Below are 25,155 nucleotides of genomic sequence, written 5' to 3'. Positions count from 1 at the left end.
CGCGGCCGCGGACGTGAAGCTTGGAGAGGGGCAAGACCCTCTCCAATCTCCGTCACCCGGCATCCAGCGGCGCCATCGACAGATCATGCCCGAACAGCGGTAGCAGCGACCGTGCCGCCAGTCCCCGTGGCAGCGACAGCGCCGGGTCCTTCTGCAGCAGAAGCTCGGCATCGCGATGAGCGATGTCGACCAGCCGCTCATACTCCTCCCGGTCCTCCTTAGGATCGAGCAACCGGGCCCCGGGCAGCCCGGCCTGCCGCGCGCCGAGCGCGTCGCCACCGCCGCGCGCGCGGAGATCCTCCTCGGCGATGACGAAGCCGTCTTCGGTGTCACGCAGCACCAGCAGGCGACGCTTCTCCCCCTCCGTCAGACCGGGCGAGTGCACCAGCAGGCAGGATGACGGCTTCGACCCCCGGCCGACACGGCCGCGCAGCTGGTGCAGGGCGGCGAGGCCGAATCGCTCCGCCTGCTCGATCAGCATGATGGTGGCCTCGGGGACATCCACGCCGACCTCGATGACGGTCGTGGCCACCAGGATCTTCGTCTCGCCGGCGGCGAAGGCGCCAAGCGCCGCCTCGCGCACCGCAATGTCCTGGATGCCGTGGGCGAGGCCGACCTGACCTGGGAAGCGCGCCGAGAGCTCCGCGAAGCGGTCCTCGGCCGCGACCGAATCGTCGCGTTCCGAACCGGTGATCGCGCGCACGACCCAGTATGCGCGCTCGCCGCGCGCGATCGCGTCGCCGAGCCGGTCGACGATCTCCGGCAGGCGGTCCTGGCTGACGACGCGCGTCGCTATGGGCTGCCGGCCGGGCGGTTTGCCGGCGAGCCGGCTGACGGCCATTTCGCCCCATTGCGTCAGCAGTAGGGTGCGCGGGATCGGGGTCGCGGTCATGACCAGCATGTCCACGGCATCGCCCTTCTCGGCGAGCATGAGGCGCTGCGCGACGCCGAAACGGTGCTGTTCGTCGACCACGGCCAGAGCGAGATCCCTGAACACGACGCCTTCCTGAAACAGCGCATGGGTGCCGAGCACGAGCGGGATCGTTCCATCAGCCAGGCCGTTCAGCACCCGCTTGCGTTCCTTGCCCTTCACCGCGCCGGTCAGCAGCGCGACCTCGACGCCCGCCGCGAGGCAGAGCGGCAGGAAGGTCCGCAGATGCTGTCGCGCGAGCAGTTCCGTCGGCGCCATCAGCGCGGCCTGCGCGCCGGCCTCGGCGGCACGCAGCATCGCCATGACGGCGACGAGCGTCTTGCCCGAGCCGACATCGCCCTGCAGCAGCCGCATCATCCGGCGCGGGGCGGTCAGGTCGGCATCGATCTCCGCGAAGGCCTGTCGCTGGGCGTCGGTCGGCGGGTAGCCGAAGGCGGCCAGCGCCCGCTGGCGCAGCCCGTCGCCGCCGCCGAGCGCGCGGCCCGGCCGTTCCCGTGACCGCCGCCGCACGAGGCCGAGCGCGATCTGCCCCGACAGCAACTCATCATAGGCCAGGCGGCGGTGCGGCGTCGGGCCGGGTTCCTCGGCCGGGGCCTGGAGTGCGTGCAGGGCAGGGGCGAAGCCGGGCCAGCCCTCCCGCCGCAGCAGCGGGCCGTCCTGCCATTCTTCCATGTCGGGCAGCGTCGCCAGCGCGGCGGTCATCGCGCGCGTCACGACCGGCAGCGTCAGGGCGCCTGTCAGCGGCCAGACCGGCTGGATCAGCGGAATGCCGTCGTCCCGCGCCGAGACCTGCGGGTTCATGATCACCCAGTCCTCGGCCTCCTCCTTCAGCGTGCCGGCGAACCAGCGCGTGGCACCGACGGGCAGCGCCTTCTCCGCCCATGCCTTCTGCCAGTTCATCAGGAAGGCGGTCAGCGACTCGCCATCGGCCTCGCAGCGGACGCGGACATAGGGGCGCCCCTGCGCGGATCGCCCCGCCTTGTGCGACCCGATCACCACGGGGATCAGCACCTCGGCATCCGGCAGCGCCTGGGACGGGCGCCCGATGCGGCGGCGCGTGACGTAACGCTCAGGCAGGTGGAGCAGCAGATCGAGCACGCGCGGCCCGCCAGCAGCCTTGGCGATGAGCCGCGCCTCATTTTCCTTCACGCCTTTGAGATCGACGATAGGCGCCATCAGCGGCGCCAGCGCATCGACGCCCTGCGGTCCGGTCTGGTCTGGGCGGGCTGACACGATTCCCATCGGCCTCTATATGCCAGGGCGGAGCCCATGCCCGAACCCCAGGACCTCGATCCCCGCCGCCGCCGCCTCGTTTATCGGGCGCTGCACCGTGGCACCAAGGAAGCCGATCTCATGATCGGCGGCTTCGTCGCGCGCCATGTCGCAGGCTTCACCGAGGCCGAGCTGGATGAGATCGAGGCGGTGCTCGAACACTGGGACGTGGACCTGGCCGATTGGCTCTCGGGTCGCCGGAGCATCCCGCCCGAGGCCGACAGCCCCATGCTGCGCCGCATGGCCGAGGAATGCGGCCGGACAGGCGCGGGCGTGCCGCCGGGGGCCGAACGGTGAGGGCCGTCACCGTCCATGGCGCCCCCGAGGGCTTCGACGCCCTTCTGCTGTGCCGCCGCCGCGCCGAGACCGATGCGCCGGTGATCCACATCTGTCGCGACGATTCCCGCATGGCGCGCATGGCCGATGCCATCGCCTTCTTCGCCCCCGAGGTCGAGGTGCTGCGCTTCCCGGCCTGGGATTGCCTGCCCTATGACCGCGTCTCCCCCAACCCGGAGATCGTCGCGGAGCGCGTCGCGACCCTGACGCGGCTGCTGGAGACGCCCAGCCGCCCGCGCATCCTGCTGACCACCGTCAACGCCGCTGCACAGAAGGTGCCGCCGCCCGTGACCTTCGAAGGCGCGACCATGACGCTCGCGAAGGGCGGGCGCGTGGCGCCGGAAGCGCTGACCGAGTTCCTCGAAGCGAATGGCTATCATCGCACCGGCACGGTGATGGAACATGGCGAGTACGCTGTGCGCGGCGGCATCGTGGACCTGTATCCCGCCGGCCAGCCCGACCCGGTGCGGCTCGATTTCTTCGGCGACGAGATCGAGGATCTCCGCCGCTTCGACACCGCGACGCAGCGCAGCGGCAAGGTCGTGCCCGAACTGCGCCTGCGCCCGGTCGGCGAGGTGTCCCTCGACGAAGCCTCCCGCGCCCGGTTCCGCACCGCCTACCGCGACCTGTTCGGGGCGGCTGCGACGGAAGACCCGCTCTACGTCTCGGTCAGCGCGGGACGGAAGCATCCGGGGATGGAGCATTGGGCGGGCCTGTTCCATGAGGACATGGCGACGCTGCTCGACTACGCGCCCGGCGCCAGCGTCAGCCTGGACCACCAGGCGGAGGACGTCGCTTCGGCGCGCTTTGAGATGGTCACCGACCACTACGAGGCCCGCCGCGTGCCCGTGCGCGTCTCGGAGGGGGAAGTGCCTTACCGCCCGGCCCCGCCGCAGACCCTGCATCTCGACCGCGGGGGCTGGAACGACATGCTGTCCGGCGCGCCGGTCCTGCAATTCAGCCCCTTCGCCGGCGGGGCGGAGGGTGCGAAGGGGATCGAGGCCGGCGGCCGCCCCGGCCCGCTGCTGACCGAGGCGCGCACAGCCGGGGAGAACGTTTTCACCGCCTATGCCGGGCTGGCCGCTGCGCAGTTGAAGGCGAAGCGGCGCCCGCTGCTCGCCGCCTGGTCGAAGGGATCGCGCGAGCGCCTTGCGAACCTGCTGCGCGAGAACCGCATCGCCGCCGCGACTGCCGAGGATTGGAAGGCCGCGCGCGCGCTGCCGGAGGGCGTCGTCGGGCTTGTCGTCATGGGTCTCGACCGCGGTTTCGTCGCGGAGGGGATCGCCGTCACGGCGGAGCAGGACGTGCTCGGCGAGCGCATTGCTCGCCCACCGCGCCGCCGTCGCCGCGCCGACCAGTTCATCGCCGATGCCACCGAGATCGCGGAGGGCGACCTCGTCGTCCACCAGGACCACGGCATCGGCCGATACGAAGGCCTGGAGGCCATTGAGGTCAACAGCGCCCCGCATGACTGCCTCCGCCTGACCTATGACGGCGGCGACCGGCTGTTCGTGCCGGTCGAGAACATCGAGATCCTGTCGCGCTTCGGCACGGAGACGGCGGGCGTCGCGCTCGACAAGCTCGGCGGGGTCTCCTGGCAGAACCGCAAGGCCAAGGCCAAGTCGCGGATCCGCGACATGGCAGGGGAGCTGATCCGCACCGCCGCGGTGCGGCGGATGAAGGACGGCACACTGGCCACGCCGCCGGAGGGATTGTGGGACGAATTCTGCGCCCGCTTCCCTTTTGTCGAGACCGAGGACCAATCCCGCGCGATCGCCGACGTGCTGGAGGACCTGTCCGCCGGCCGGCCGATGGATCGGCTCATCTGCGGCGATGTCGGCTTCGGCAAGACCGAGGTCGCGCTGCGCGCGGCCTTCGTCAGCGCCATGTCAGGCTCGCAGGTCGCCGTGGTGGTGCCGACGACACTGCTCGCCCGCCAGCACGCCCGCACCTTCACTGCGCGCTTCCAGGGCTTCCCGGTGCGCGTCGCACAGCTCTCCCGCATGGTGACCGCGAAGGAGGCAGCCGAGGTTCGCGCGGGCCTCAAGGACGGGACGATCAACATCGTCGTCGGCACCCATGCGCTGCTCGCCAAGGGCATCGAGTTCGACAACCTTGGCCTCGTCATCGTCGATGAGGAGCAGCATTTCGGCGTCAAACACAAGGAAGCGCTTAAGGCGCTCAAGACCGATGTGCATGTTCTGACGCTGACCGCCACGCCGATCCCGCGCACGCTGCAACTGGCGCTGACCGGCGTACGCGAGATGAGCGTGATCGCCACGCCGCCGGTCGATCGGCTGGCGGTCCGCACCTTCATCATGCCCTGGGACCCCGTGGTGCTGCGGGAGGCGATCCAGCGCGAGCGTTTCCGCGGCGGCCAGGTCTTTTGCGTTGTCCCGCGCATCGAGGACATGGCGAAGGTCGCCGACCGCCTTGCCGAGATGGTGCCCGAGGCGCGCGTCGTGCAGGCGCATGGCCGCATCAGCCCAACCGAGCTCGAACGCATCATGACCGAGTTCGGCGACGGCAAGCACGACGTGCTGCTGGCGACGAACATCGTCGAAAGCGGGCTCGACATGCCGGCGGTGAACACGCTGCTGATCCATCGCGCCGACATGTTCGGCCTGGCGCAGCTTTATCAGCTTCGTGGGCGCGTCGGGCGCGGGAAGCTGCGCGGCTATGCCTATCTCACCTGGCCGCAGTCGCACCGGCTGTCGGCGGCGGCCGAGAAGCGGCTCGAGGTGATGCAGACGCTCGACAATCTCGGCGCCGGCTTCACCTTGGCGTCGCACGATCTCGACATCCGCGGTGCGGGCAACCTCCTCGGGGAGGAGCAATCGGGCCAGATCCGCGAGGTCGGTATCGAGCTGTACCAGCAGATGCTCGAGGAAGCCGTCGCCGACATCAAGGCGGGGCAGGGCAGGGATGGCGCGGAATCCGAGCGCGACTGGACGCCGCAGATCAATCTCGGGCTGCCGGTCCTGATCCCCGAGACCTATGTGACGGACCTGCCGGTTCGGCTCGGTCTCTATCGCCGGATCGGGTCGCTCGCCTCCGATGCCGAGAATGACGCGATGGGGGCGGAACTCGCCGACCGCTTCGGTCCCGTGCCACCCGAGGTCGAGAACCTGCTTCAGGTCGTCACCATCAAGCGGCTATGCCGGGAGGCGGGGGTCGAGAAGCTCGATGCCGGGCCGAAAGGGGTCGTGCTGTCCTTCCGCGGCAACCGCTTCGCCGATCCGGCGGGGCTGGTCGGCTGGGTGACGGCGCAGAAGGGGCAAGTGAAGCTGCGGCCGGATCACAAGCTCGCGCTGCTGCGGGAAATGGACCTGCCGCAGCGGGTGAAAGCGGCGCGGGACCTGCTGCTTTCCCTGGCCAGGCTGGTGCGTCGCGCCCGGGCCGCGTGACCCGTGACAGTTGCCAGCCGCGCAGCCCGGCCGTAATCGAGTATCGTTCCGAGCAAGGTGCTCCCTGCATGATCGCTGAGTTTTCCCGGCCGGCCCGCCTGGCCTCCCTGGCGGTGGCCGCCTTCCTGCTGGTCGCCGGGGGACCGCCGCCCGATCGCTCCGTGACCACCCGACAGCAGGCGTTGCCGCCGAGTGCGGCGCCAGCGCCTGTCGCTGCGCCGGTGTCGGAGCCCGCGCCCGTGCCGGGGCCTGTCACGCCGCCGCCTGCCGCGACGGCCCAGCGCCCGGTGATGGACCTAACCCACCTTTCCCCGGCCGACCGCGCGCGCGCGCTGGCCGACGCACGGCCCTGGTCGGCGACGCTGTTCCTCGGCTCCTCCGTCGCGGACGGCTATCTGCGCGAGTTGATCGTCCAGCCCTGGAGCGGATCCTGGGGCGACGACACGCTGGTCGGTGGCGCGGTGCAGTACCGCGTGGCGCGCTTCTGGCGCTTCTTCATGCTCGACCTCGAGGCAGGCGGCGCCTATCGCTTCGGAGATACCGAGGGTGGTGAGTTCTGGGCTGTCGCCTATCTCCGCTACGACGGATTTCCGTGGACGAACTACGTCTACACGACGGTCGGCCTGTCGATGGGACCGGACTTCGTGACGCGGCTGCCGCGGGTGGAGCGCGGCACGGATGCCCGGCCGGAGGAGAACCAGTCGGCGTGGCTGAACTTCTTCTCGCCGGAAATTACCTTCGCTCTGCCGGACTATCCGCAATACGAGGTGGCGCTGCGCTACATGCACCGCAGCGGCATCTTCGGCACGTACAACGGCGTGTATGAAGGTGCGAACACCTTCGCCGTGGGCTTCCGCTACCGCTTCTGATCGCGACGTCGCCGCGGTCGGAAGCCGCAGTTGCCTTTGGTCAGCCCTCAAACAGTGGGCGGCGGCCACCCGGCCGCCTGCCTTGGCGCTGGCGGACGATCTGGGCGCGGCACGCGCCGTGCGCAGCCGGCCCGATGCAGGCCATCGGACCGCCGTTTCCTTGTTTGTGCAGGCCGGCAGCACCTGCCGCCTGCTGATGCCTCAGATCGCGCCGCTGCGCCTTGCTCAGTCCGATGGCCGATGCACGCGGTCGCCTTGCCGGCGGTGACTGAAGGAGGAGGCACGACACCCTGACGCGCACGGCGCGACCGCGCGCGGATTGTCAGCCGCCATCGGCGCGACAGTGCATGGCGCGAAGCCACGGCCCGTAGATGCGGGCCGGCTGGCGTCTGAAGAATATCAGGAAGAGTCAGGATCTCGGCCACGCCACAATCACGGGAATGGTGGGCGCACGTGGGATCGAACCACGGACCTCCTGCGTGTCAAGCAGGCGCTCATACCACTGAGCTATGCGCCCCCCGTTGCGGCGGGGTCGCCCTCTTAGACGCGGTCGGCGGACCGCGCAAGGCCCCCATCGGATTCGATCAGGCCTCCACCAGCGCGACGTCCAGCAAGCGCTCCAGAACCTCGGGTTCCTGGGCACCGGCGATGGCGTGCTGACCGGCGATGACGAAGCACGGCACGCCGTTGATGCCGAGCCGGTGCGCACGGAGATTCTCCGCATGCACCTGATCGGTATCGGCGCCCGAATCCAGAAAGCGCCGCACCGCCAGCGGGTCGAGCCCGATTCGCGCGCCGAGCTGCGACAGCGTTTCGCCATGGCTGATATCGGCGCCCTCGGCGAAGTGGCCGTGGAACAGGACGTCAACCATCGCGTCGCCGAGGCCCTCGCGCGTCGCGAAGCGGACCATCCGGTGCGCGTCGAGGCTGGAAGGCATGCGGCGGATGCGGTCGAAGCGGAAGGGCACGCCCTCCGCCTGGCCGAGTTCCGCGATGGTGGCGTAGAGCCGTCGGGCGCGTTCCTCGCCGCCGAACTTGCGGGTGAGGAATTCCTGCCGCGGCAGCCCGGCCGAGGGGATGTCCGGGTTCAGCAGGAAGGGGCGCCAGAGGATGTCCACCAGCACGTCCGGCCTCGCCCGCAGCGCGCGCCGCAGACGCCGCGTCCCGAGGTAGCACCACGGGCAGACGAGGTCGAAGACGACCTCGACCTGCAGCCGCGCGCGGGGAGGGACGAGAAGGTTCACGCCTGCATCCTAGTGCACCGGCCGGCGCCGTGAAACTGTGGCGCAGGGCAAGCCCTTCAGGCGTATCGCTTCTCAGCTTGCGTCGTCAGGCCGAGAAGGCAACGGAGCGAGCCGGCGGGGCGGCCGCCAGGCGCATGCCGTCGCCACCGGCGGCCAGGGCTTCGCGGTATGCGCCGGTGGCCGTCGACATGGCTTCCTCGAGCGCCGCGGTTTCCGTGCCATCGCCCACCTCGGCAATGCCGACGCTGACCGTGATGCGCCGGCCATCCATCGCGGGATTCACCAGGTGCTCGGCGGCCAGGCCTCGCAGGCGCTCGGCAATGCTCTCGGCCGCCTCGCCGGTGGCGTCGGTCAGAAGTACGGCGAGCACATCGGCCTCGACGTGGCCGGCCAGGTCGCCCGCGCGCGTGGCATCGCCCAGGATCGTGGCCAGGCCGCGCAGCAGCTCCGTCGCGGGCCCCGGGCCGCGCTGCGCGCGTAGCGCCGCCAGGCCGTCGATGCCGATCACCAGCAGGATGGCGGGCGAGCCCTCCCTTCGGCAGCGGGCGAGGGCGGGCACCAGCTGGCGCTGCAGCAGGGGGCGGCCGGCAAGGCCGGTGATGCGGTCGAATGGTGCGTCGCGCGCCGTGTTCCGCGCCAGCGCGTCGCGGCGCTGCAGGGACCGGAGCAGGGCTAGGACGAAGACCGGCAAGGCTATCGCGCCAGGCAGGCGCAGCCAGTCGATCAGTTTAGCCGGTTGGTCGGTGAGGATGTCGGCGCCCGCGGTGACCATGCCTGCCAGCAACGCCCCCGCGGCCACCAGGATGCCGATGATGCGCGACCGTTCGTGCCGCCACGCCACGGCGGCCCGCCCCGCGACGACCAGCGCGACGATCGACAGCAGCAGCGCGGCGCCACAGGCGAGGTCCCACAGCAGCGCCTTCATGCGGCCGGAACCCGGGTGCGATGCTGTCGAAACATGATCAAACGCATGGCCTCGGCGTCCCGGTGCTGGTTCCGCCAACGGGCGGATGCGGTCTCTGCCGACAGGCTATGGAGAACGGCCCGCCAGCGCGAGGCTTTGCCGCCGCATCACGATGAAGTAAGGGTTGGCGGCGGGGATGAGTGGCCGAGCGGTCGAAGGCAGCGGTCTTGAAAACCGCCATACGTGCAAGCGTATCGTGGGTTCGAATCCCACCTCATCCTGAGCCGGCCGCGTGGCGGGCGGCGCGCACGGCGCCGCCCTCCGGCATTATTCTCCGGCCAGCCGCGCCGCCATCATCGGGGCGCCGAGACGCAGCATCCCATGCACGTCCGCCGCCTTGTCGAGGTTGATCACGGCATCCGCGAGCTGCTTCGCACGGTCCGCGCCCAGCACCGCGTCGGCCAGGCCGTGGAACTTGGCGCGCAGCTCCGCCTCGGTCAGGAAGTTGGCCGGCTCGCCCTTCGGCACCTGCACCTTCTTCACGAAGGTCTGGCCGCGCGCCTGCACCGTCAGCTTGCCGGACATGTAGTCGGGGAACTCGGCTTCCACCTCGGCATCCTCGACGGGCAGGATCTTCTTCATCAGGCCGCGCAGGTCGGCGTCCTGGAGCCAAGCGTAGCTGTCCCACCCGAAATGGCCGCGGGCGAGGGCGCAGGCGACCACGAAGGGACCGGAGAACTGCCCGTCGACGATGTTCTGCGGGTTCTGCTTGTACTGCGTCGGCGCGCCGACCAGCAGCATGCCCTTGTTGGGCAGGCCCATGGTCACGCTCTCGATCTCCTCGGTCTTGAGGCCGAGCTCGGCGCGCAGCGCCAGCGCCGCGTCGACATTGGCGTGGCCATAGCGGCAGGACGGGTACGGCTTCACCGCCGTCTCCATCAGCTCCCACTCAGAACCGAGGCCCTGGAGCGCGCGCTCCGGCACGGGATTCGGGGCATAGGCGCGCAGGAAGCCGGCGCGGCCTTCGAGCGCTTCCCCGGCGCCGCGGAAGCCTTCGCGCGCAAGCGATGCTGCGGTCAGGCCGTTAAGTGCCGACCAGCCGACCTGGAAGCGCTTGGTCCAGGCGCCGTTCGCCAGGAACTGCAGCGAGCCTGCGGCCTGCGACAGCGCGATGCCGAAAGCGTCCTCGATCTGGTTGGCCGAGAGGCCGAACACCCGCGCCGCCGCCGCGGCCGCTCCGAAGGCGCCGCAGGTCGCGGTCGGGTGGTAGCCGCGGTCGTAGTGGTCGCCACCCGGCAGGGACAGCGCGAGGCGGCAGGTGACCTCGTAGCCCGCAACGACGGCGGCCAGCACCGTCTTGCCATCGGCGCCCACCATCTCGGCGGCGGCGAGGGCGGCCGGGATCACCGGGGCGCCCGGATGCAGAGTTCCGGCGGCGTGGGTGTCGTCGAAGTCGAGAGAATGCGCTGTGGTGCCGTTGACCAGCGCCGCACCCGCCGGGGTGTACCGCGCCGAGTCGCCGAATACCGCCGCCGAGCCCGCGGCGAGACCCAGCGAGCGCACCGTGGCGAGCAGCGGCGCCGTGCTCTCGGCATCGTGACGGCCGCGCAGCATGTTGCCGACGAGGTCGAGCAGCAGGAAGCGGGTCCGCTCCTGCACCTCGGCCGGCAGCGTTTCGTAGCGGATCGCCGCGGTGAAGGCGGCGAGTTCGCGGGTCACGGCAGCCATGACGTCATTCCTCCGGATTTCCTCGGCGATTGTAGCATCCCGCCCGGCGCGGCCAAGGCGTGCAACGGGTGTTTGCGTCGGGGCGGGGCGCATGGCACCTCCTCCGCCATGATCAGCCGCCGCTTCCTCCTCGCCGCCGCCCCGCTCGCCGGCTGTGCGGCCTCGCCGCCCACCGCCACGCCAACCGTAACCGCCCCGCTGCCGGCACCCACGCCCGTCCAGGCGCCGGCCGCCGCGCCGCCCGGCGTGATGCCGTTCGACCGCTTCGTCGAGGGGGTGAAGGCCGAGGGCCGCCGCCGCGGCCTGTCGCAGGCAACGCTCGATGCAGCCTTCGCCGCGGTGCAGCCGAACCAGCGCGTCATCGACCTCGACCGCCGGCAGGCCGAAGGCGGGCTGCAATGGGAAGATTATCGCGACCGCATCATGGTCTCGCCGACGCGCGTGCAGAACGGGCGGCGCAACTACGCCGAGAACGCCGCCCTGCTGCAGCGTATCGAGGCGCGCTTCCGTGTCTCCCCCCGGGTCATCGTCGCGATCTGGGGTGTCGAGACGAATTTCGGCGGGAACACCGGCGGCTTCCGGATCGTCGAGGCGCTATCGACGCTCGCCTGGGAAGGGCGTCGCGCTTCGTACTTCCGCAACGAGTTGTTCGCGGCGCTGAAGATCCTGCAGGAGGGTCATGTCCGCAATGACCGGATGTTGGGCTCCTGGGCCGGCGCGATGGGCCAGCCCCAGTTCATGCCGAGCAACTTCGACCGTTTCGCCGTGGATTTCGACGGCGATGGGCGGCGCGACATCTGGGACGACAAGGCCGACGCCCTCGCGTCCATCGCCAACTACTTCCAGCGCAACGGGTGGCGCGATGGTGAGCCTTGGGGCCTGGCCGTGACACCGCCTCCAGGGTTTGCCTCGGCTGGGGCGGATACGGAGACGCGGCGCCCGATGCGCGACTGGACCCGCATGGGCTTCCGCACCGAGGCCGGCCGCCCGCTGCCGGACGGGCCCGAGGCGCACATCGTGCTGCCCAATCGCGGCAACGGGCAGGTCTTCCTCGGCCATCACAACCTGCGGGTGATCCGGCGCTACAACTCACCGGTGAACTACGGGCTTGCCGTTGGGCTGCTGTCGGATCGGGTGGGGTGAGGGCGCTCCTCCTCCTGCCCGTGCTGCTCGCGGCGTGCAGTTCGCCGCCGGCGCGCTACGTGGTGGGTGAGCCGTACCGCATGGGCGGCGTGTGGTCCTATCCGCGCGAGGATTTCGGCCTCGTCGAGACCGGGCTCGCGACGCGGCAGCCGGGCCCGGGGGGATGGAACACGCCAACGGCGAACGGGGAGGCCTGGAGCGGGTCACGTGCGCTCGCGGCGCATCGGACGCTGCAACTGCCGGCCGTGGTGACGGTGACGAATCTTGAGAACGGCGCCTCTCTGACGCTGCGGGTGAACGATCGCGGGCCAGTCAATCCGGGCCGGGTCATCGGCCTGTCCGATCGGGCGGCTGACCTTCTCGGCATTCCGCCGGGCGGGGCGGCGCAGGTCAGCATCGCGGTCGATGGCGAGCGCAGCCGTGCGCTGGGCGAGGCTGTGCTGGGCCGGCCGCCGGAGGCCATCGCGATTACGACGGCGCCGCGCGTGGCGGTCGCATCCGAGAGCCTCGCACCGCCGCCCGGCGCGCGGTCGGCCGGGCCCGCAGCGGCCGCGATTCCGGTGACCGCCGCCGCCGCCGAGGCGCCCCGGGTCGCGCCGCGGGAGGTCGTGCTGCCGGAGACGGTGACGCGCGGCACGCCGCGGCCAGGGCGGATCTATGTCGAGGCCGGCGTGTTGTCTCGCGCCGATGCGGCTCAGCGCCTCGCCGCCCGTATCCCGGGCGCGCGGATCGAGGCCTTCGGCCCGCGACGCGACCAGAGCTTCCGCGTGCGCAGCGGCCCGTTTCAGACTGTTTCGGAGGCCGACGCGGCGCTTGAGCGGACTCTGGCCGCCGGGGTATCGGGTGCGCGTATCCTGGTGGACTGACATGACGCCCCAGCGGCAGGGATTCCGCGCATGACCGATCGACGTACGCTTCTCGGTGGGGCCCTCGCCGGGCTGATCGGCCCTGGCCTTGCCACGCCGGCGCTCGCGCAGCGCGGATCCGCGCCGCGCCGCGGGGCAGCACCGGTGCGACCGGCGGGGTCGCCCGCCGATACACCGCTCGGGCCGATCGACGTGCTCGCGCGGCAGGCGATCATGGTCGATTTCGCGACCGGCGCGACCCTGCTCGAGAAAAACGCCGACGAGCCCATGCCGCCGTCCTCCATGTCGAAACTGATGACGATGTATGTCGTCTTCGAGAAGCTGAAGGCGGGGCAGCTCCAGCTCAACCAGACGCTCCCGGTCAGCGAGAAGGCCTGGCGCATGGGCGGGTCCAAGATGTTTGTCGAGCTGGGCTCGCAGATCAGCGTCGAGGACCTCATCCACGGCGTGATCGTGCAGTCGGGCAACGATGCCTGCATCGTGCTGGCCGAAGGGATCAGCGGCAGTGAGACTCAGTTCGCCGAGCTGCTGACCGAGACGGGACGGCGCATCGGCCTGCAGAACAGCCTGTTCCGCAATTCGACCGGATGGCCCGATCCGGAGCACCGCATGACGGCGCGCGACCTCGCGACCTTGGCGCGACGCATCATCACCGATTTTCCAGAGTATTATCCGTACTATAACGTGCGGTCATTCCGATATAATAATATATCCCAAGAGAACCGAAATCCGCTGCTGTCGCGCGTCGCCGGCGCCGACGGGCTCAAGACCGGGCATACCGAGGACGCGGGTTATGGCCTGACCGGCAGCGCGAAGCGCGGGGACCGGCGGGTGATCATGGTCGTGAACGGCCTGCCCACCATGCGTGCCCGCGCCGAGGAGAGCGAGCGCCTGATGGAATGGGCCTTCCGCGAATTCGAGGCGGTGGTGCTGTTCCGCGCCCAGGATACGATCGAGGAAGTGCCGGTTTATCTCGGCGAGCGGGCGAAGGTACCGATGGTGGGCGGGCGCGACCTGGTGCTGACACTGCCGCGGCAGTGGCGGTCCCGCTTGCAGGTGCGGCTGCAGTACGATGCGCCGCTGACCGCGCCGGTCGCGCGCGGGCAGCGGATTGGGGAAATGCAGGTGAGCGGGCAGGGCGTGCCGGAACTGCGCATTCCGCTGCTGGCCGGGGCGGATGTCGAGAAGCTCGGCCTCATCTCCCGCATTCCGGCGGTGGTCACGCAGATGGTGTTCGGGTCGCGCGGCTGACAGGGAGGTTTGACGCGGCCCGCCGGCCGCGTCACACCCGGCCGGCGATGCTTGAGCCGGGGCGTTTCATCACTCTCGAGGGCGGCGAGGGGGCCGGGAAGTCGACGCAGGCGCGGCGGCTGTCCGCGGCGCTGGCGGCGTCCGGGCGGCCCGTGCTGCGCACCCGCGAACCGGGCGGCACGCCGGGGGCCGAGCGCATCCGTAACCTGTTGCTGGGCCACGGACCATGGGACCCGGTCGCCGAAGCCATGCTGCATTTCGCCGCGCGGCGGGAGCATGTCGCGAAGACGATCCGGCCCTTCCTGGCGGCCGGCGGATGGGTGGTCTGCGATCGCTTTGCCGATTCGACGCTCGCCTACCAGGGCGCGCAGGGGCTCGACCGGTCCGTCTGGGCACGGCTGCTGGATGTCGCGCTGGGCGACTTCGCGCCGGACGTGACGCTGCTGCTGGACATGGCGCCGGAGGCCGGGATGGCCCGCGCCGCGGCGCGCAGCGGGGCGGACCGCTACGAGCGTATGAGCATCGACTTCCACCGGCGCGTGCGGGATGGCTTCCTGGCGATCGCAGCGACCGAACCGGAACGCTGCGCGGTGGTGGACGCCTCGGCCGGTGCAGAGGACGTGTTCGGAGCGATAGCGCAGGTGCTGCGCGGTCGCTTTGGCGTGCTGCTTTGAGCGGAGTCCTTGAACGGGGACCGCGATCGGAGAGGGGCGCCGCCCCTCTCCAAACCTCTCCCCGCCAAAGGCCGAAGGGCCTTTGGAAACCAATACCTGGTGCCGGGCACGGCGGGGCCTTCACCGGAGATGCGGGCGCGCTGTGCCCGGCGCCGGGGATTCTCGCCCCCCGCAGCGCCCGGAGTATAATTCCCGCTTCAACCGACCGCTGCGCATCGCACCAGATCGAGGTGTCCAGAGGCCTTTCGGCCTCTGGCGGGGTGAGGTTTGGAGAGGGGCAGGGCCCCTCTCCATGACCGACCCTCGTGCCAATCCCGACCTCATCGGCCACGACGACGCCGCGCGCACGATGCAGGATGCCGCCCGTTCCGGCCGGCTCCACCATGCCTGGCTGATCTGCGGCGCGCCCGGCATCGGGAAGGCGACGCTCGCCTGGCGGTTCACGCGGTGGCTCCTGGCCGGCATGCCCGACACGACGCCGCCGCTGCAGACGGATCCGGCGAGCCCGGTCTTCCGTCGGATCGCGGTGGACACTCACGCCGACTGCTTCACCCTGGAGCCGAGTACCGGCGACAAGGGCGTGAAGCGCGTCCTGCGCGTGGAGGATGCGAAGGCGGCGGTGCGTTTTCTGACCCAGACGGCGGCCGAGGGCGGCTGGCGTGTGGTGGTGCTGGACGAGGCGGAGCGCGCCGACCGTCCCGACGTGCAGAACACCCTGCTGAAGACGCTGGAGGAGCCACCGCCCAAGACGGTCCTGCTGCTCGTCTGTTCCGCGCCGCAGAAGCTGCTGCCGACGATCCGCAGCCGCTGCCGGCGGCTCGACCTCAACCCGCTGTCGGACCGTGAGATGGAGGCTGTGCTGAAGCGCATGCTGCCGGATGCGGAAGCGGGGGAGCGGCAGCGGCTGGCAGCCTTGGCGGCGGGGTCGCCGGGGCGCGCGATGGCGCTGATGGCGGCTGGTGGGCTCGCCTTGCAGGACGCGGTTGAGTCGAGCCTCGCGGCGCTGGCGACGGGTGAGCTACGGGACCATGCGCTTGCGGACCGACTGGCAATGGACCGTACGGGCGGGGCGTTCGGCATCTTCTTCGCGCTGCTACGCGGAGCCATTGCGGCTGCCCTGCGCGATGCGGCGCGGGGGCAGGCAGCGCCGGCCTGGATCGCCCGCCATCCGCTTGCCGTCTGGGCGGGGCTGTGGGATAGGCTCGGCACTCTCGCGGACGATACCGAGCGGTTGAATCTCGACCGCAAGCAGGCCGTGCTCACGGGCCTTTCCTGGCTCGCGCATCCCTGACACGGAGCGCCGCCACGGAATGGGTTTCCATGGCCAAGCCACTGACTTACCTCACCACGCCGATCTACTACGTCAATGACAAGCCCCATATCGGGCATGCCTACACGTCCCTCGCGACCGACGTGCTGGCCCGCTTCAAGCGGCTGGACGGGCATGAGGTGTTCTTCCTGACCGGCACGGACGAGCACGGGCAGAAGGTGGAGAAGGCGGCGAAGGATGCGGGGGAGGACCCGCAGGCCTTCACGGACCGCGTCAGCCAGGCCTTCCGCGACCTGACCGTGACGATGGGCTTTTCCAACGACGACTTCATCCGGACCACGGAGCCGCGGCACAAGGCGGCCTGCGTGGCGCTGTGGAAGGTTCTGGCCGAACGTGGCGAGATCTACCTCGGTGATTATGAGGGCTGGTACGCCGTTCGGGATGAAGCATTCTATGGACCGGATGAGCTCACCGAACGGGATGGGGTGAAGTACGCCCCGACCGGCGCGCCGGTGGAGTGGGTGAAGGAGCCGTCCTACTTCTTCCGCCTCGGCAAGTGGCTACCGGAACTGCTGCGCCGCTACGACCTGCCCGAAGGGCACCCCGAGCGCATCGACATCCAGCCGGAAAGCCGCCGCAACGAGGTCAAGGCCTTCGTCGAGCAGGGCCTCAAGGACTTTGGCGAAGGCGCGCAGAAGCTCGATCTTTCGGTGTCCCGGACGTCCTTCACCTGGGGGGTGAAGGTTCCGGGGGACGAGAAGCACGTGATGTATGTGTGGGTCGACGCGCTGACCAACTACATCACCGCCGCAGGGTATCCGGATGAGGCGGCGCCGCGCTGGAAGTTCTGGCCGGCGGATGTGCATTTCGTCGGCAAGGATATCGTCAGGTTCCACACGATCTACTGGCCGGCGATGCTGCTGGCGGCCGGGTTGCCGACCGCGAAGCGCGTCTTCGCGCATGGCTGGTGGACCAATGAAGGCCAGAAGATCAGCAAGTCGCTGGGCAATGTCATCGACCCGGTGGCGCTGGTCGAGGAGTTTGGGCTCGACGCTGTCCGGTACTTCCTGTTGCGGGAGGTTCCCTTCGGGCAGGACGGAGATTTCGCCCGCAAATCTCTGGTGAACCGCCTGAATGGCGAGCTGGCGGATGCGCTGGGGAACCTGGCGAACCGGACGCTGTCGTTGATCCAGCGGAACTGCGAAGGGAAGCTGCCGCAGGCCGGAGACCCGGCCGTGGGCGGTGCCCTAGTCGCGGGGGTGGAGGCGCTGCCCGGGCAGGTGCGAGAGAGGCTGGACCGGCAGGAATTCCATCTGGCGCTGGAGGCGGTGATGGCCTCGGTACGGGAGGCCAATGGTTACATTACGGTCGAGGCGCCCTGGGCGCTGAAGAAGACCGATCCGGTGCGGATGGCCGTCGTGCTGCGGCATTTGTACACGGCGCTGCGCTGCTACGCGACGCTGCTGCAGCCCTTCATGCCGGAGACGATGTCCGCGCTGCTGGACCAGTTGGGCGTGTCGAGGGAGGCGCGGGAGATCGGCTCGCTGGCGACGTCGCTGCCGGGCGGAATTGCGTTGCCGCCGCCGGCGCCGCTGTTCCGCAAGATCGAGCTGCCGGCCTGACGCCATGCTGATCGATAGCCATTGCCACCTGGACTACTTCAGCGAGGCCGAGATCGACGACATCGTGGCCCGCGCGAAGGAGGCGGGGGTCGACCGGATGGTCACGATCGGCACGCGGATGTCGCAGGCGGCGGCCGTGAAGGCGTTGACGGAGCGGTTCCCAGAGGTCTGGGGCACGGTCGGCATCCATCCGCACAATGCCGGGGAAGGCGACCTGCCGACAGCCGAAGCCATCGCGGCGGAGGCGGATCATCCGCGCGTAATCGGCATTGGGGAAAGCGGGCTCGACTATTTCTATGACAAGGCGCCGCGGGACGCGCAGGCGGAGAACTTTCGTCGGCACATCCGCGCGGCGCGGCTGGCCGGGCTGCCGCTGGCGATCCATGCGCGGGACGCGGATGACGACATCCTGGCGATCCTGCGGGAGGAGCGGGAGACGGGCGGCGATTTCGATTTTCTCCTGCATTGCTTCAGCAGCGGGCGGCAACTGGCTGAAGAATCGGTTGAAATGGGAGGATACATTTCGTTTTCAGGTATCCTGACCTTCCCGAGGAGCCAGGAGATTCGCGACATCGCCCGGGATCTCCCGGCCGACCGGCTGCTGGTGGAGACGGATTCGCCCTACCTCGCGCCAGTGCCCTTCCGGGGCAAGCGCTGCGAGCCTGCGATGGTGGCGCATACCGCGAAGGTGCTGGCGGAGGTGCGGCAGATGGACACCGCCGCATTGGAGACGCTGACGACGGCGAACTTCATGCGCCTGTTCGCGAAGGCGCGTTGAACGCCGGCCCTGGGCTATCGGGGCGCGCGCGATGAGCGACGCCATCCGCGTTCACTCGCTCTCGCCCAAGCGGGCCTTTCCGCCGGAGGGCGTCGACCTTGGCGATGCATATCGCCAGGTGGCGGCGGGCGGGGCGGAGGTCATCGTCGTCAATGCCGATTTCAGCCGGTCTGTCGGCGCCAACCTGGCAGACGCCCTGGCTATGCCGGCGGTGCGGGACGCCCTGGATCGCGGCGCGGCGCTGCTGTTCGACAGCACGCGGGAAGGGCGGCCCTTCCATCTCGATATCGCCCGCGACCTGCACGGACGGGTCGAGGCCGCCGGGGTCGGTGCCGGACGCTGTGTGTACCTGACCCAGAATGTGGATTTTGCCGCGCCCTATGCGGCCTGGTGCACGGAAAGCGGCCGCACCGGATTTGCCGTGCATGTCATGCATGCGCATCTGCGCGTACTGGCCGCGCGGGCCAGGAGGTCCCCGCCCTCGCCCCCGGGGTGGACGGGCACCGACGATGCGCGCTTCCTATGCCTCAACAGGAGAATAACGCCGCATCGCGTTGTCTTGCTGGGATATCTTCACGCAACAGGTGCCCTCGGCAGAGGACTCGTCAGCGCGTTGCAACCGGTGTCGGAACCCGTGCTGCCGCCACGCTGGGAGAGGCGCTTCCCGCAGGAGATGGCGGCGTTCCGCAGCCTCGCGCCCCGCCTGCCCTTGACCTTGCCGGAGACACAGCGGCAAGGGCATGTCTTCGGGTGGGAGACAGGGTGGTACGAAACGACCGCCTTCTCCTTCGTGACCGAGACCGATTTCGATACCGCCGGCGTGTGCCGGTTCACCGAGAAGAGCCTGAAGCCGCTCATGGCCGGTCACCCCATGCTCGTTGCCGGCCTTCCCGGCACCCTCGCCCTGCTGCGGCGCTACGGCTTCCGAACTTTCGAGCCGCTGTTGCACGAGGAGTACGACGCCATCCCCGACCCGACGCAACGGATGCGGACCGTGCTCGCGGAGTTCGACCGGCTGATGTTGCTGCCCGAGGCCGCGCTTCGGGCCTTGGTCGCCGAATTGCGTCCGGTGGTGGCCCATAACATGGCCTGGTTCCGCACCGGGTTGCCGGAACGTCTGGCGACGGAGGACGCGGCGGTGCGCACCGCCATTGCCGGCGCGGCAGGGCGGCGGTGAGCGCGCCTGCGGCCGGCGTCCCGCGCCTGACGGTCACGCTTCTGGGCTGCGGCGGGTCGGCCGGGGTGCCACAGATCGGCGGCGAGGACGGGAAGGGGTGGTGGGGCGCATGCAACTCCGCCGATCCGCGGAACAGGCGGACCCGGTCGTCCATCCTGATCGAGGGGCCGGGGGCCGGGCGGCTGTTGGTGGATACGGGACCGGACCTACGGTCCCAGCTCCTCGCCTGCGGCGTACCGGCGATCGATGCGGTCCTTTACACGCATGACCACGCGGACCATGTCATGGGCCTGGATGAGATCAGGATTCTGAACCGCCTGGCCGGACGCCCGCTGGAGGCGTTCGGCACTGAGCGGACCCTCGCCATCCTGAAGCAGCGTTTCGACTATGCCTTCCTGCCCTCGACCGGGCCCGTGTTCTTCCGCCCGGCGGTCGAGCCGGCGCGGCTGCGGGCCGGCGACGCGCTGGAGATGGCCGGGCACCAGGTGCAGACCTTCCTGCAGGATCATGCGGTGATGGACACGCTGGGGTTGCGGATCGGGGATTTTGCCTATTCCACCGACCTCGTGCGACTGCCGGAGCGAAGCCTAGCGCTGCTTCATGGGCTGGATACCTGGGTGGTGGGATGCTTCCAGCGCCGCCCTCATACAGTGCATGCCAATCTGGCGCAGGTGCTGGAATGGGTGCAGATCCTGCGGCCGCGCCGCACGGTGCTCACGCATATGGGCCCCGACCTCGACTATGGCTGGTTGATCGCCAATCTGCCGCACGGGGTCGAGCCGGGGCATGACGGCATGGTTCTGACCCTGGCCTGAAACAGGCGGGGCTTTCACGGGGCCGGGGTATGCCCCACATTCGCCACGAACACGGCCGGCTGATTCGGCGCCGCCGGGACGAAAGGACATCACCATGATTCGGGATCGTGACCCGGTCGAAGTCTACAACAATTCTCTTGTTCCGATGGTCATCGAGCAGACAGCTCGCGGCGAGCGCGCCTTCGACATTTATTCGCGACTGCTCAAGGAACGCATCATCTTCCTGACCGGGCCGGTTTTCGATCAGGTTTCTTCCCTGATTTGTGCCCAGCTGCTCTTCCTTGAAAGTGAGAACCCGGGGAAGGACATCGCTTTCTATATCAATTCTCCGGGTGGCGTGGTTTCCGCCGGCCTCGCGATGTACGACACCATGCAGTACATCCGCGCGCCGGTCAGCACGGTCTGCATCGGACAGGCGGCCTCGATGGGCTCCCTGCTGCTGACGGCAGGGGCCAAGGGCAAGCGGTATGGCCTGCCGAACAGCCGCATCATGGTGCACCAGCCTTCCGGCGGGGCGCAGGGCCAGGCAACGGACATCGAGATCCAGGCCCGCGAGATCCTGAAGCTGCGGCAGCGTCTGAACGAGATCTACGTGAAGCACACCGGCCAGCCGATCGAGGCGATCGAGCGTAAGTTGGAGCGCGACACCTACATGTCGGCCGAAGAAGCGCGGGATTTCGGGCTGATCGACCATGTGGTCGAGGAGCGCCCGGTGCCGGCCTCGGAGATTACGAAGGCGTGAGGCCCGCGGCCGCCCGGGCCGTGTTTCGCTTTCCCCCCGGGCGCCCGGGGGCTACATTCCTGTTGCAGTTCCCCGTACTTGCGGGGAACACGGAGACCGCATGAGCAAGTCCGGCGATTCCAAGAACACACTCTACTGCTCGTTCTGCGGCAAGTCGCAGCATGAGGTCCGCAAGCTCATCGCCGGGCCGACAGTGTTCATCTGCGACGAATGCGTCGAGCTGTGCATGGACATCATTCGCGAGGAGCACAAGACGACCCTCGTGAAGTCGCGCGACGGCGTGCCGACGCCGAAGGAGATCTGCAAGGTCCTCGACGACTACGTGATCGGGCAGGACCATGCGAAGAAGGTGCTCTCGGTCGCGGTTCACAATCACTACAAGCGGCTCGCCCATGGCGGGAAGAACCCCGACATCGAGATCGCCAAGTCGAACATCATGCTGGTGGGGCCGACGGGCTCGGGCAAGACGCTGCTGGCGCAGACGCTCGCCCGTATCCTCGACGTGCCGTTCACCATGGCGGATGCGACGACGCTGACCGAGGCCGGCTATGTCGGCGAGGATGTCGAGAACATCATCCTCAAGCTGCTGCAGGCCGCGGACTACAATGTGGAGCGCGCGCAACGCGGGATCGTCTACATCGACGAGGTCGACAAGATCAGCCGCAAGTCGGACAATCCGTCCATCACGCGCGACGTGTCGGGCGAGGGCGTCCAGCAGGCGCTGCTGAAGATCATGGAAGGGACGGTCGCCTCCGTGCCGCCGCAGGGCGGGCGGAAGCATCCCCAGCAGGAATTCCTGCAGGTGGATACCTCCAACATCCTGTTCATCTGCGGCGGTGCCTTCGCGGGCCTGGAGAAGATCATCGGCGCTCGCGGCAAGGGCTCGGGCATCGGCTTCGGAGCCGATGTGCGCGACCCGGATGAACGTCGCACCGGCCAGATCCTCCGCGAAGTCGAGCCCGAGGATCTGCTGAAGTTCGGCCTGATCCCGGAATTCATCGGCCGCCTGCCGGTCGTCGCGACGCTCGACGACCTGGACGAGAAGGCGCTGATCGAGATCCTGACCAAGCCGAAGAACGCGCTGGTGAAGCAGTATGGCCGGCTGTTCGAGATGGAAGGCGCGAAGCTCAGCTTCACCGAGGATGCGCTGAAGGCCGTCGCGACGCGCGCGATCCAGCGCAAGACCGGCGCGCGCGGACTGCGCTCGATCATGGAGGCCATCCTGCTCACCACAATGTTCGACCTGCCTGGGCTTGAGGCGGTCGAGGAAGTGGTGGTGAATCGAGAGGTCGCGGAAGGTCGCGCCCAGCCATTGTTTATCTATGGCGAAAGGCCGGCGGAGCAGACTTCCGCCTGAAGCCCTGCAGGGCGCCCCGCGCGGCGCCCTGTCAAGATCTTGAGCGGGCGCCCTGGGGGCCCAACATCCCCTGATGAAGCCGTGGCGCCCCGCCCGTGCCGCCTTTGGGCGGGCCGGGTGCCGACTGTCCCTAGTGAGGTCACATGACGGATACCATCCGCGGCGAATTGCTTCCGGTGCTCCCCCTGCGGGACATCGTGGTGTTCCCGCACATGATCGTCCCCCTCTTCGTCGGCCGCGAGAAGTCGGTTCGCGCACTTGAGGCGGTGATGAAGGACGACAAGCAGATCCTGCTCGTCGCGCAGAAGAACGCTGCGCAGGACGACCCGGGCGCCGACGACCTGTACACCGTCGGCACCGTCTCCACCGTGCTGCAGCTACTGAAGCTGCCCGACGGCACCGTGAAGGTGCTGGTCGAGGGCGGGCGCCGCGCGAAGATCAGCGCATTCAAGGAGACCGAGACGTACTTCGAGGCCTTCGCCGAGCCGGTCGAGGAAACCACCGGCGAGCCGCGCGAGGCGGAGGCGCTGGCGCGCACGGTCGTCTCGCAGTTCGAGCAGTACATCAAGCTGAACAAGAAGATCGCTCCCGAGGTGCTGGTCTCGATCAATCAGATCGAGGAGCCGCCGAAGCTCGCGGACACGGTCGCCTCGCATCTCGGCCTGAAGATCCCCGAGAAGCAGGAGCTGCTGGAAACGCCGGCCGTGACGGCGCGGCTGGAGCGCGTCTTCGCCCATATGGAGGGCGAGATCGGCGTGCTGCAGGTGGAGAAGCGCATCCGCAACCGCGTGAAGCGGCAGATGGAGAAGACGCAGCGCGAGTACTACCTGAACGAGCAGCTGAAGGCGATCCAGAAGGAACTGGGGGAGGGCGAGGACGGCAAGGACGAGACCGCCGAGCTCGAGGCCAAGATCAAGGCGACCAAGCTGTCGAAGGAGGCGCGCGAGAAGGCGATGGCGGAGCTGAAGAAGCTGCGCACGATGTCGCCGATGAGCGCCGAGGCCACGGTGGTGCGCAACTACCTCGACTGGATGCTGTCGATCCCCTGGAAAAAGCGTTCCAAGGTTCGCAACGACATCGTCGAGGCGGAGAAGGTGCTCGATGCCGATCACTTCGGCCTGGAGAAGGTGAAGGAGCGGATCATCGAGTATCTCGCGGTGCAGTCGCGCTCACCCAAGATCCGCGGGCCGATCCTGTGCCTGGTGGGCCCGCCGGGTGTGGGCAAGACCTCGCTCGGCAAGTCCATCGCCAAGGCGACCGGGCGAAACTTCGTGCGCATGTCGCTCGGCGGCGTGCGGGACGAGGCCGAGGTGCGCGGCCATCGCCGGACCTATATCGGTTCCATGCCGGGCAAGGTCGTCCAGGGCATGAAGAAGGCCAAGACCAGCAACCCGCTGTTCCTGCTCGATGAGATCGACAAGCTCGGCGCCGATTGGCGCGGCGACCCGTCCTCCGCCCTGCTGGAGGTGCTGGACCCCGAGCAGAACAGCACCTTCGCCGATCACTACCTGGAAGTGGACTACGACCTGTCGGACGTGATGTTCGTGACGACCGCCAACAGCCTGCGCATGCCGCAGCCGCTGCTTGACCGCATGGAGATCATCCGCATCCCCGGCTACACGGAGGATGAGAAGGTCGAGATCGCCAAGCGCCACCTGATGAAGAAGGTGGCCGAGGCGAATGGCCTGAAGGACGGCGAATGGTCGGTGACAGACACGGCGATCCGCGACCTGATCCGCTACTACACGCGTGAGGCCGGTGTCCGCAGCCTTGAGCGTGAGATCGCGGGGCTCGCGCGCAAGGCAGTGAAGGAGATCGTCTCCAAGCAGGCCAAGAAGGTCGCGATCACGCCGAAGAACCTCGAGAAGTTCGCCGGGGTGCGGAAGTTCCGCTACGGCGAGGCCGAGGCCGAGGACATGGTCGGCGTGGTGACGGGCCTGGCCTGGACCGAGGTGGGCGGCGAGATCCTGACGATCGAATCCGTCATGCTGCCGGGCAAGGGCACGGTGAAGACCACCGGCAAGCTCGGCGACGTGATGCAGGAGAGCGTCTCGGCCGCGATGTCCTATGTGCGGTCGCGTTCGACCAGCTTCGGCCTGAAGCCGACGATGTTCGAAAAGCGGGACATCCATGTGCACGTCCCGGAAGGGGCGACGCCGAAGGATGGGCCCTCCGCGGGTATCGCCATGGCGACCTCGATGGTCTCGGTGCTGACCGGCATCCCGGTGCGGCGCGATATCGCCATGACCGGTGAGATCACGCTGCGCGGCCGAGTCCTGCCGATCGGCGGGCTGAAGGAGAAGCTGCTGGCCGCGCTGCGCGCGGGCATCAAGACGGTCTTCATCCCGAAGGAGAACGAGAAGGACCTGGCCGAGATCCCGGACAATGTGAAGCGGGCGCTGGAGATCATCGCCGTGTCGCATGTGGATGAGGTGATCGGGCGGGCGCTCGTGAAGAAGCCCGAGGCGATCTCCTGGCAGGAGCCGGAAGAGACGCCGGCGCCACGTGCCGGGGAGGGCGCTACGGTCGGGACCGTGCTGCCGCACTGACCGAGTCGCACCTCCGTTAAGCCTGCGGAACCCCCGGCGAAGCTACGATTCGCCGGGGGTTTTCGTGAAAATGTCAGTCCTCCGTTGCATCCTTGCCGCATGAAGCGCCGCAAATGGCGGTTTTCCGCCGCGAATCCGGTGCTCCTCGTTGACGGTAGGAAAGCTGCGCTCCTAGTCTCCGCCCCGACATGGCCGGCCGACTCGCCGGCCCGTCATCCGC

At 69.0% G+C, this 25,155-nt stretch carries 19 protein-coding genes and 2 tRNA genes; 16 read left to right on the top strand and 5 right to left on the bottom strand.

Features of this window, described 5'->3' with window-relative positions:
• Positions 1–52 precede the first annotated feature (52 nt).
• A complete protein-coding gene (recG, locus tag GXW78_RS19905; RefSeq protein ID WP_211870642.1) occupies positions 53–2,173 on the bottom strand; it encodes an ATP-dependent DNA helicase RecG in 2,121 nt (706 codons plus the stop codon).
• 27 nt (positions 2,174–2,200) lie between these two features.
• Here recG and GXW78_RS19900 point away from each other — a divergent pair, with 27 nt between their 5' ends.
• The 3 genes from GXW78_RS19900 (at position 2,201) to GXW78_RS19890 (ending at position 6,815) form a co-directional block, all read left to right on the top strand.
• The gene (locus tag GXW78_RS19900; RefSeq protein WP_211870641.1) at positions 2,201–2,500 is read left to right on the top strand and encodes a succinate dehydrogenase assembly factor 2; all 300 of its coding nucleotides are present in this window, start codon (positions 2,201–2,203) and stop codon (positions 2,498–2,500) included.
• The gene (gene mfd, locus GXW78_RS19895; RefSeq protein ID WP_211870640.1) at positions 2,455–5,946 is read left to right on the top strand and encodes a transcription-repair coupling factor; all 3,492 of its coding nucleotides are present in this window, start codon (positions 2,455–2,457) and stop codon (positions 5,944–5,946) included. Before GXW78_RS19900 ends, mfd begins: the two co-directional genes overlap by 46 nt.
• 68 nt (positions 5,947–6,014) lie before the next feature.
• Positions 6,015–6,815, top strand: coding sequence for a hypothetical protein (locus tag GXW78_RS19890; RefSeq protein WP_211870639.1), 801 nt, complete (start codon positions 6,015–6,017; stop codon positions 6,813–6,815).
• Between the two features lie 441 nt (positions 6,816–7,256).
• On the opposite strand, the gene GXW78_RS19885 is transcribed toward GXW78_RS19890, so the two are convergent.
• The 3 genes from GXW78_RS19885 to GXW78_RS19875 form a co-directional block, all read right to left on the bottom strand.
• Positions 7,257–7,332 (bottom strand) — tRNA-Val (locus GXW78_RS19885).
• A 67-nt stretch (positions 7,333–7,399) separates the two neighbouring features.
• Positions 7,400–8,059, bottom strand: coding sequence for a DsbA family oxidoreductase (locus GXW78_RS19880; RefSeq protein ID WP_211870638.1), 660 nt, complete (start codon positions 8,057–8,059; stop codon positions 7,400–7,402).
• A gap of 85 nt (positions 8,060–8,144) precedes the next feature.
• Positions 8,145–8,984 (bottom strand): GGDEF domain-containing protein, encoded by an 840-nt coding sequence (locus GXW78_RS19875; RefSeq protein WP_211870637.1) that lies wholly within the window; start codon positions 8,982–8,984, stop codon positions 8,145–8,147.
• 173 nt (positions 8,985–9,157) lie between these two features.
• On the opposite strand from GXW78_RS19875, the gene GXW78_RS19870 reads away from it, so the two are divergent.
• Positions 9,158–9,244 (top strand) — tRNA-Ser (locus tag GXW78_RS19870).
• Between the two features lie 46 nt (positions 9,245–9,290).
• On the opposite strand, the gene GXW78_RS19865 is transcribed toward GXW78_RS19870, so the two are convergent.
• Positions 9,291–10,691, bottom strand: a complete 1,401-nt coding sequence (locus GXW78_RS19865; RefSeq protein WP_211870636.1) for an MmgE/PrpD family protein — start codon at positions 10,689–10,691, stop codon at positions 9,291–9,293.
• A gap of 108 nt (positions 10,692–10,799) precedes the next feature.
• On the opposite strand from GXW78_RS19865, the gene GXW78_RS19860 reads away from it, so the two are divergent.
• The 12 genes from GXW78_RS19860 (at position 10,800) to lon (ending at position 24,935) form a co-directional block, all read left to right on the top strand.
• Positions 10,800–11,834 carry a lytic murein transglycosylase gene (locus tag GXW78_RS19860; protein WP_246522431.1) on the top strand — a complete coding sequence of 345 codons (1,035 nt, stop codon included), beginning with the start codon at positions 10,800–10,802 and terminating at the stop codon, positions 11,832–11,834.
• Positions 11,831–12,700, top strand: a complete 870-nt coding sequence (locus GXW78_RS19855; protein WP_338147796.1) for a septal ring lytic transglycosylase RlpA family protein — start codon at positions 11,831–11,833, stop codon at positions 12,698–12,700. Before GXW78_RS19860 ends, GXW78_RS19855 begins: the two co-directional genes overlap by 4 nt.
• Positions 12,701–12,730: 30 nt before the next feature.
• Positions 12,731–13,951, top strand: coding sequence for a D-alanyl-D-alanine carboxypeptidase family protein (locus GXW78_RS19850; RefSeq protein ID WP_211870635.1), 1,221 nt, complete (start codon positions 12,731–12,733; stop codon positions 13,949–13,951).
• Between the two features lie 47 nt (positions 13,952–13,998).
• The gene (tmk, locus tag GXW78_RS19845) at positions 13,999–14,625 is read left to right on the top strand and encodes a dTMP kinase (RefSeq protein WP_211870634.1); all 627 of its coding nucleotides are present in this window, start codon (positions 13,999–14,001) and stop codon (positions 14,623–14,625) included.
• A 292-nt stretch (positions 14,626–14,917) separates the two neighbouring features.
• The gene (locus GXW78_RS19840) at positions 14,918–15,916 is read left to right on the top strand and encodes a DNA polymerase III subunit delta' (protein WP_211870633.1); all 999 of its coding nucleotides are present in this window, start codon (positions 14,918–14,920) and stop codon (positions 15,914–15,916) included.
• Between the two features lie 29 nt (positions 15,917–15,945).
• Positions 15,946–17,517, top strand: a complete 1,572-nt coding sequence (gene metG / locus GXW78_RS19835) for a methionine--tRNA ligase (protein ID WP_211870632.1) — start codon at positions 15,946–15,948, stop codon at positions 17,515–17,517.
• Between the two features lie 4 nt (positions 17,518–17,521).
• Positions 17,522–18,295: a TatD family hydrolase gene (locus tag GXW78_RS19830; protein WP_211870631.1), complete on the top strand. Its 774-nt coding sequence runs from the start codon at positions 17,522–17,524 to the stop codon at positions 18,293–18,295.
• Positions 18,296–18,326: 31 nt separating this feature from the next.
• A complete protein-coding gene (locus tag GXW78_RS19825) occupies positions 18,327–19,472 on the top strand; it encodes a hypothetical protein (RefSeq protein WP_211870630.1) in 1,146 nt (381 codons plus the stop codon).
• A gap of 26 nt (positions 19,473–19,498) precedes the next feature.
• On the top strand, positions 19,499–20,287 hold the full coding sequence (locus tag GXW78_RS19820; RefSeq protein WP_211870652.1) for an MBL fold metallo-hydrolase: 789 nt from the start codon (positions 19,499–19,501) through the stop codon (positions 20,285–20,287).
• Positions 20,288–20,381: 94 nt separating this feature from the next.
• Positions 20,382–21,029: an ATP-dependent Clp endopeptidase proteolytic subunit ClpP gene (gene clpP, locus GXW78_RS19815; protein WP_211870629.1), complete on the top strand. Its 648-nt coding sequence runs from the start codon at positions 20,382–20,384 to the stop codon at positions 21,027–21,029.
• 100 nt (positions 21,030–21,129) lie between these two features.
• Positions 21,130–22,386, top strand: a complete 1,257-nt coding sequence (gene clpX / locus GXW78_RS19810) for an ATP-dependent Clp protease ATP-binding subunit ClpX (RefSeq protein ID WP_211870628.1) — start codon at positions 21,130–21,132, stop codon at positions 22,384–22,386.
• Between the two features lie 143 nt (positions 22,387–22,529).
• Complete coding sequence (gene lon / locus GXW78_RS19805; protein WP_211870627.1) at positions 22,530–24,935, top strand: endopeptidase La; 2,406 nt, start codon at positions 22,530–22,532, stop codon at positions 24,933–24,935.
• Positions 24,936–25,155: the final 220 nt, after the last annotated feature.

Source organism: Neoroseomonas terrae (assembly GCF_018129025.1).
GTDB classification, from domain to species: domain Bacteria; phylum Pseudomonadota; class Alphaproteobacteria; order Acetobacterales; family Acetobacteraceae; genus Neoroseomonas; species Neoroseomonas terrae.
The sequence above is the reverse complement of the archived record's forward strand: the minus strand, read 5'-3'. Positions and strand labels throughout refer to the sequence as shown.

Bases quoted from the DNA above. Each gene is read 5' to 3' on its own strand.
- lon (WP_211870627.1), top strand. From the start codon at position 22,530: ATGACGGATACCATCCGCGGCGAATTGCTTCCGGTGCTCCCCCTGCGG.
- GXW78_RS19865 (WP_211870636.1), bottom strand. From the start codon at position 10,691: ATGGCTGCCGTGACCCGCGAACTCGCCGCCTTCACCGCGGCGATCCGC.
- GXW78_RS19840 (WP_211870633.1), top strand. From the start codon at position 14,918: ATGACCGACCCTCGTGCCAATCCCGACCTCATCGGCCACGACGACGCC.
- clpX (WP_211870628.1), top strand. From the start codon at position 21,130: ATGAGCAAGTCCGGCGATTCCAAGAACACACTCTACTGCTCGTTCTGC.
- GXW78_RS19830 (WP_211870631.1), top strand. From the start codon at position 17,522: ATGCTGATCGATAGCCATTGCCACCTGGACTACTTCAGCGAGGCCGAG.
- GXW78_RS19850 (WP_211870635.1), top strand. From the start codon at position 12,731: ATGACCGATCGACGTACGCTTCTCGGTGGGGCCCTCGCCGGGCTGATC.
- mfd (WP_211870640.1), top strand. From the start codon at position 2,455: ATGCGGCCGGACAGGCGCGGGCGTGCCGCCGGGGGCCGAACGGTGAGG.
- recG (WP_211870642.1), bottom strand. From the start codon at position 2,173: ATGGGAATCGTGTCAGCCCGCCCAGACCAGACCGGACCGCAGGGCGTC.
- clpP (WP_211870629.1), top strand. From the start codon at position 20,382: ATGATTCGGGATCGTGACCCGGTCGAAGTCTACAACAATTCTCTTGTT.
- GXW78_RS19860 (WP_246522431.1), top strand. From the start codon at position 10,800: ATGATCAGCCGCCGCTTCCTCCTCGCCGCCGCCCCGCTCGCCGGCTGT.
- GXW78_RS19890 (WP_211870639.1), top strand. From the start codon at position 6,015: ATGATCGCTGAGTTTTCCCGGCCGGCCCGCCTGGCCTCCCTGGCGGTG.
- tmk (WP_211870634.1), top strand. From the start codon at position 13,999: ATGCTTGAGCCGGGGCGTTTCATCACTCTCGAGGGCGGCGAGGGGGCC.
- GXW78_RS19900 (WP_211870641.1), top strand. From the start codon at position 2,201: ATGCCCGAACCCCAGGACCTCGATCCCCGCCGCCGCCGCCTCGTTTAT.
- GXW78_RS19875 (WP_211870637.1), bottom strand. From the start codon at position 8,984: ATGAAGGCGCTGCTGTGGGACCTCGCCTGTGGCGCCGCGCTGCTGCTG.
- metG (WP_211870632.1), top strand. From the start codon at position 15,946: ATGGCCAAGCCACTGACTTACCTCACCACGCCGATCTACTACGTCAAT.
- GXW78_RS19825 (WP_211870630.1), top strand. From the start codon at position 18,327: ATGAGCGACGCCATCCGCGTTCACTCGCTCTCGCCCAAGCGGGCCTTT.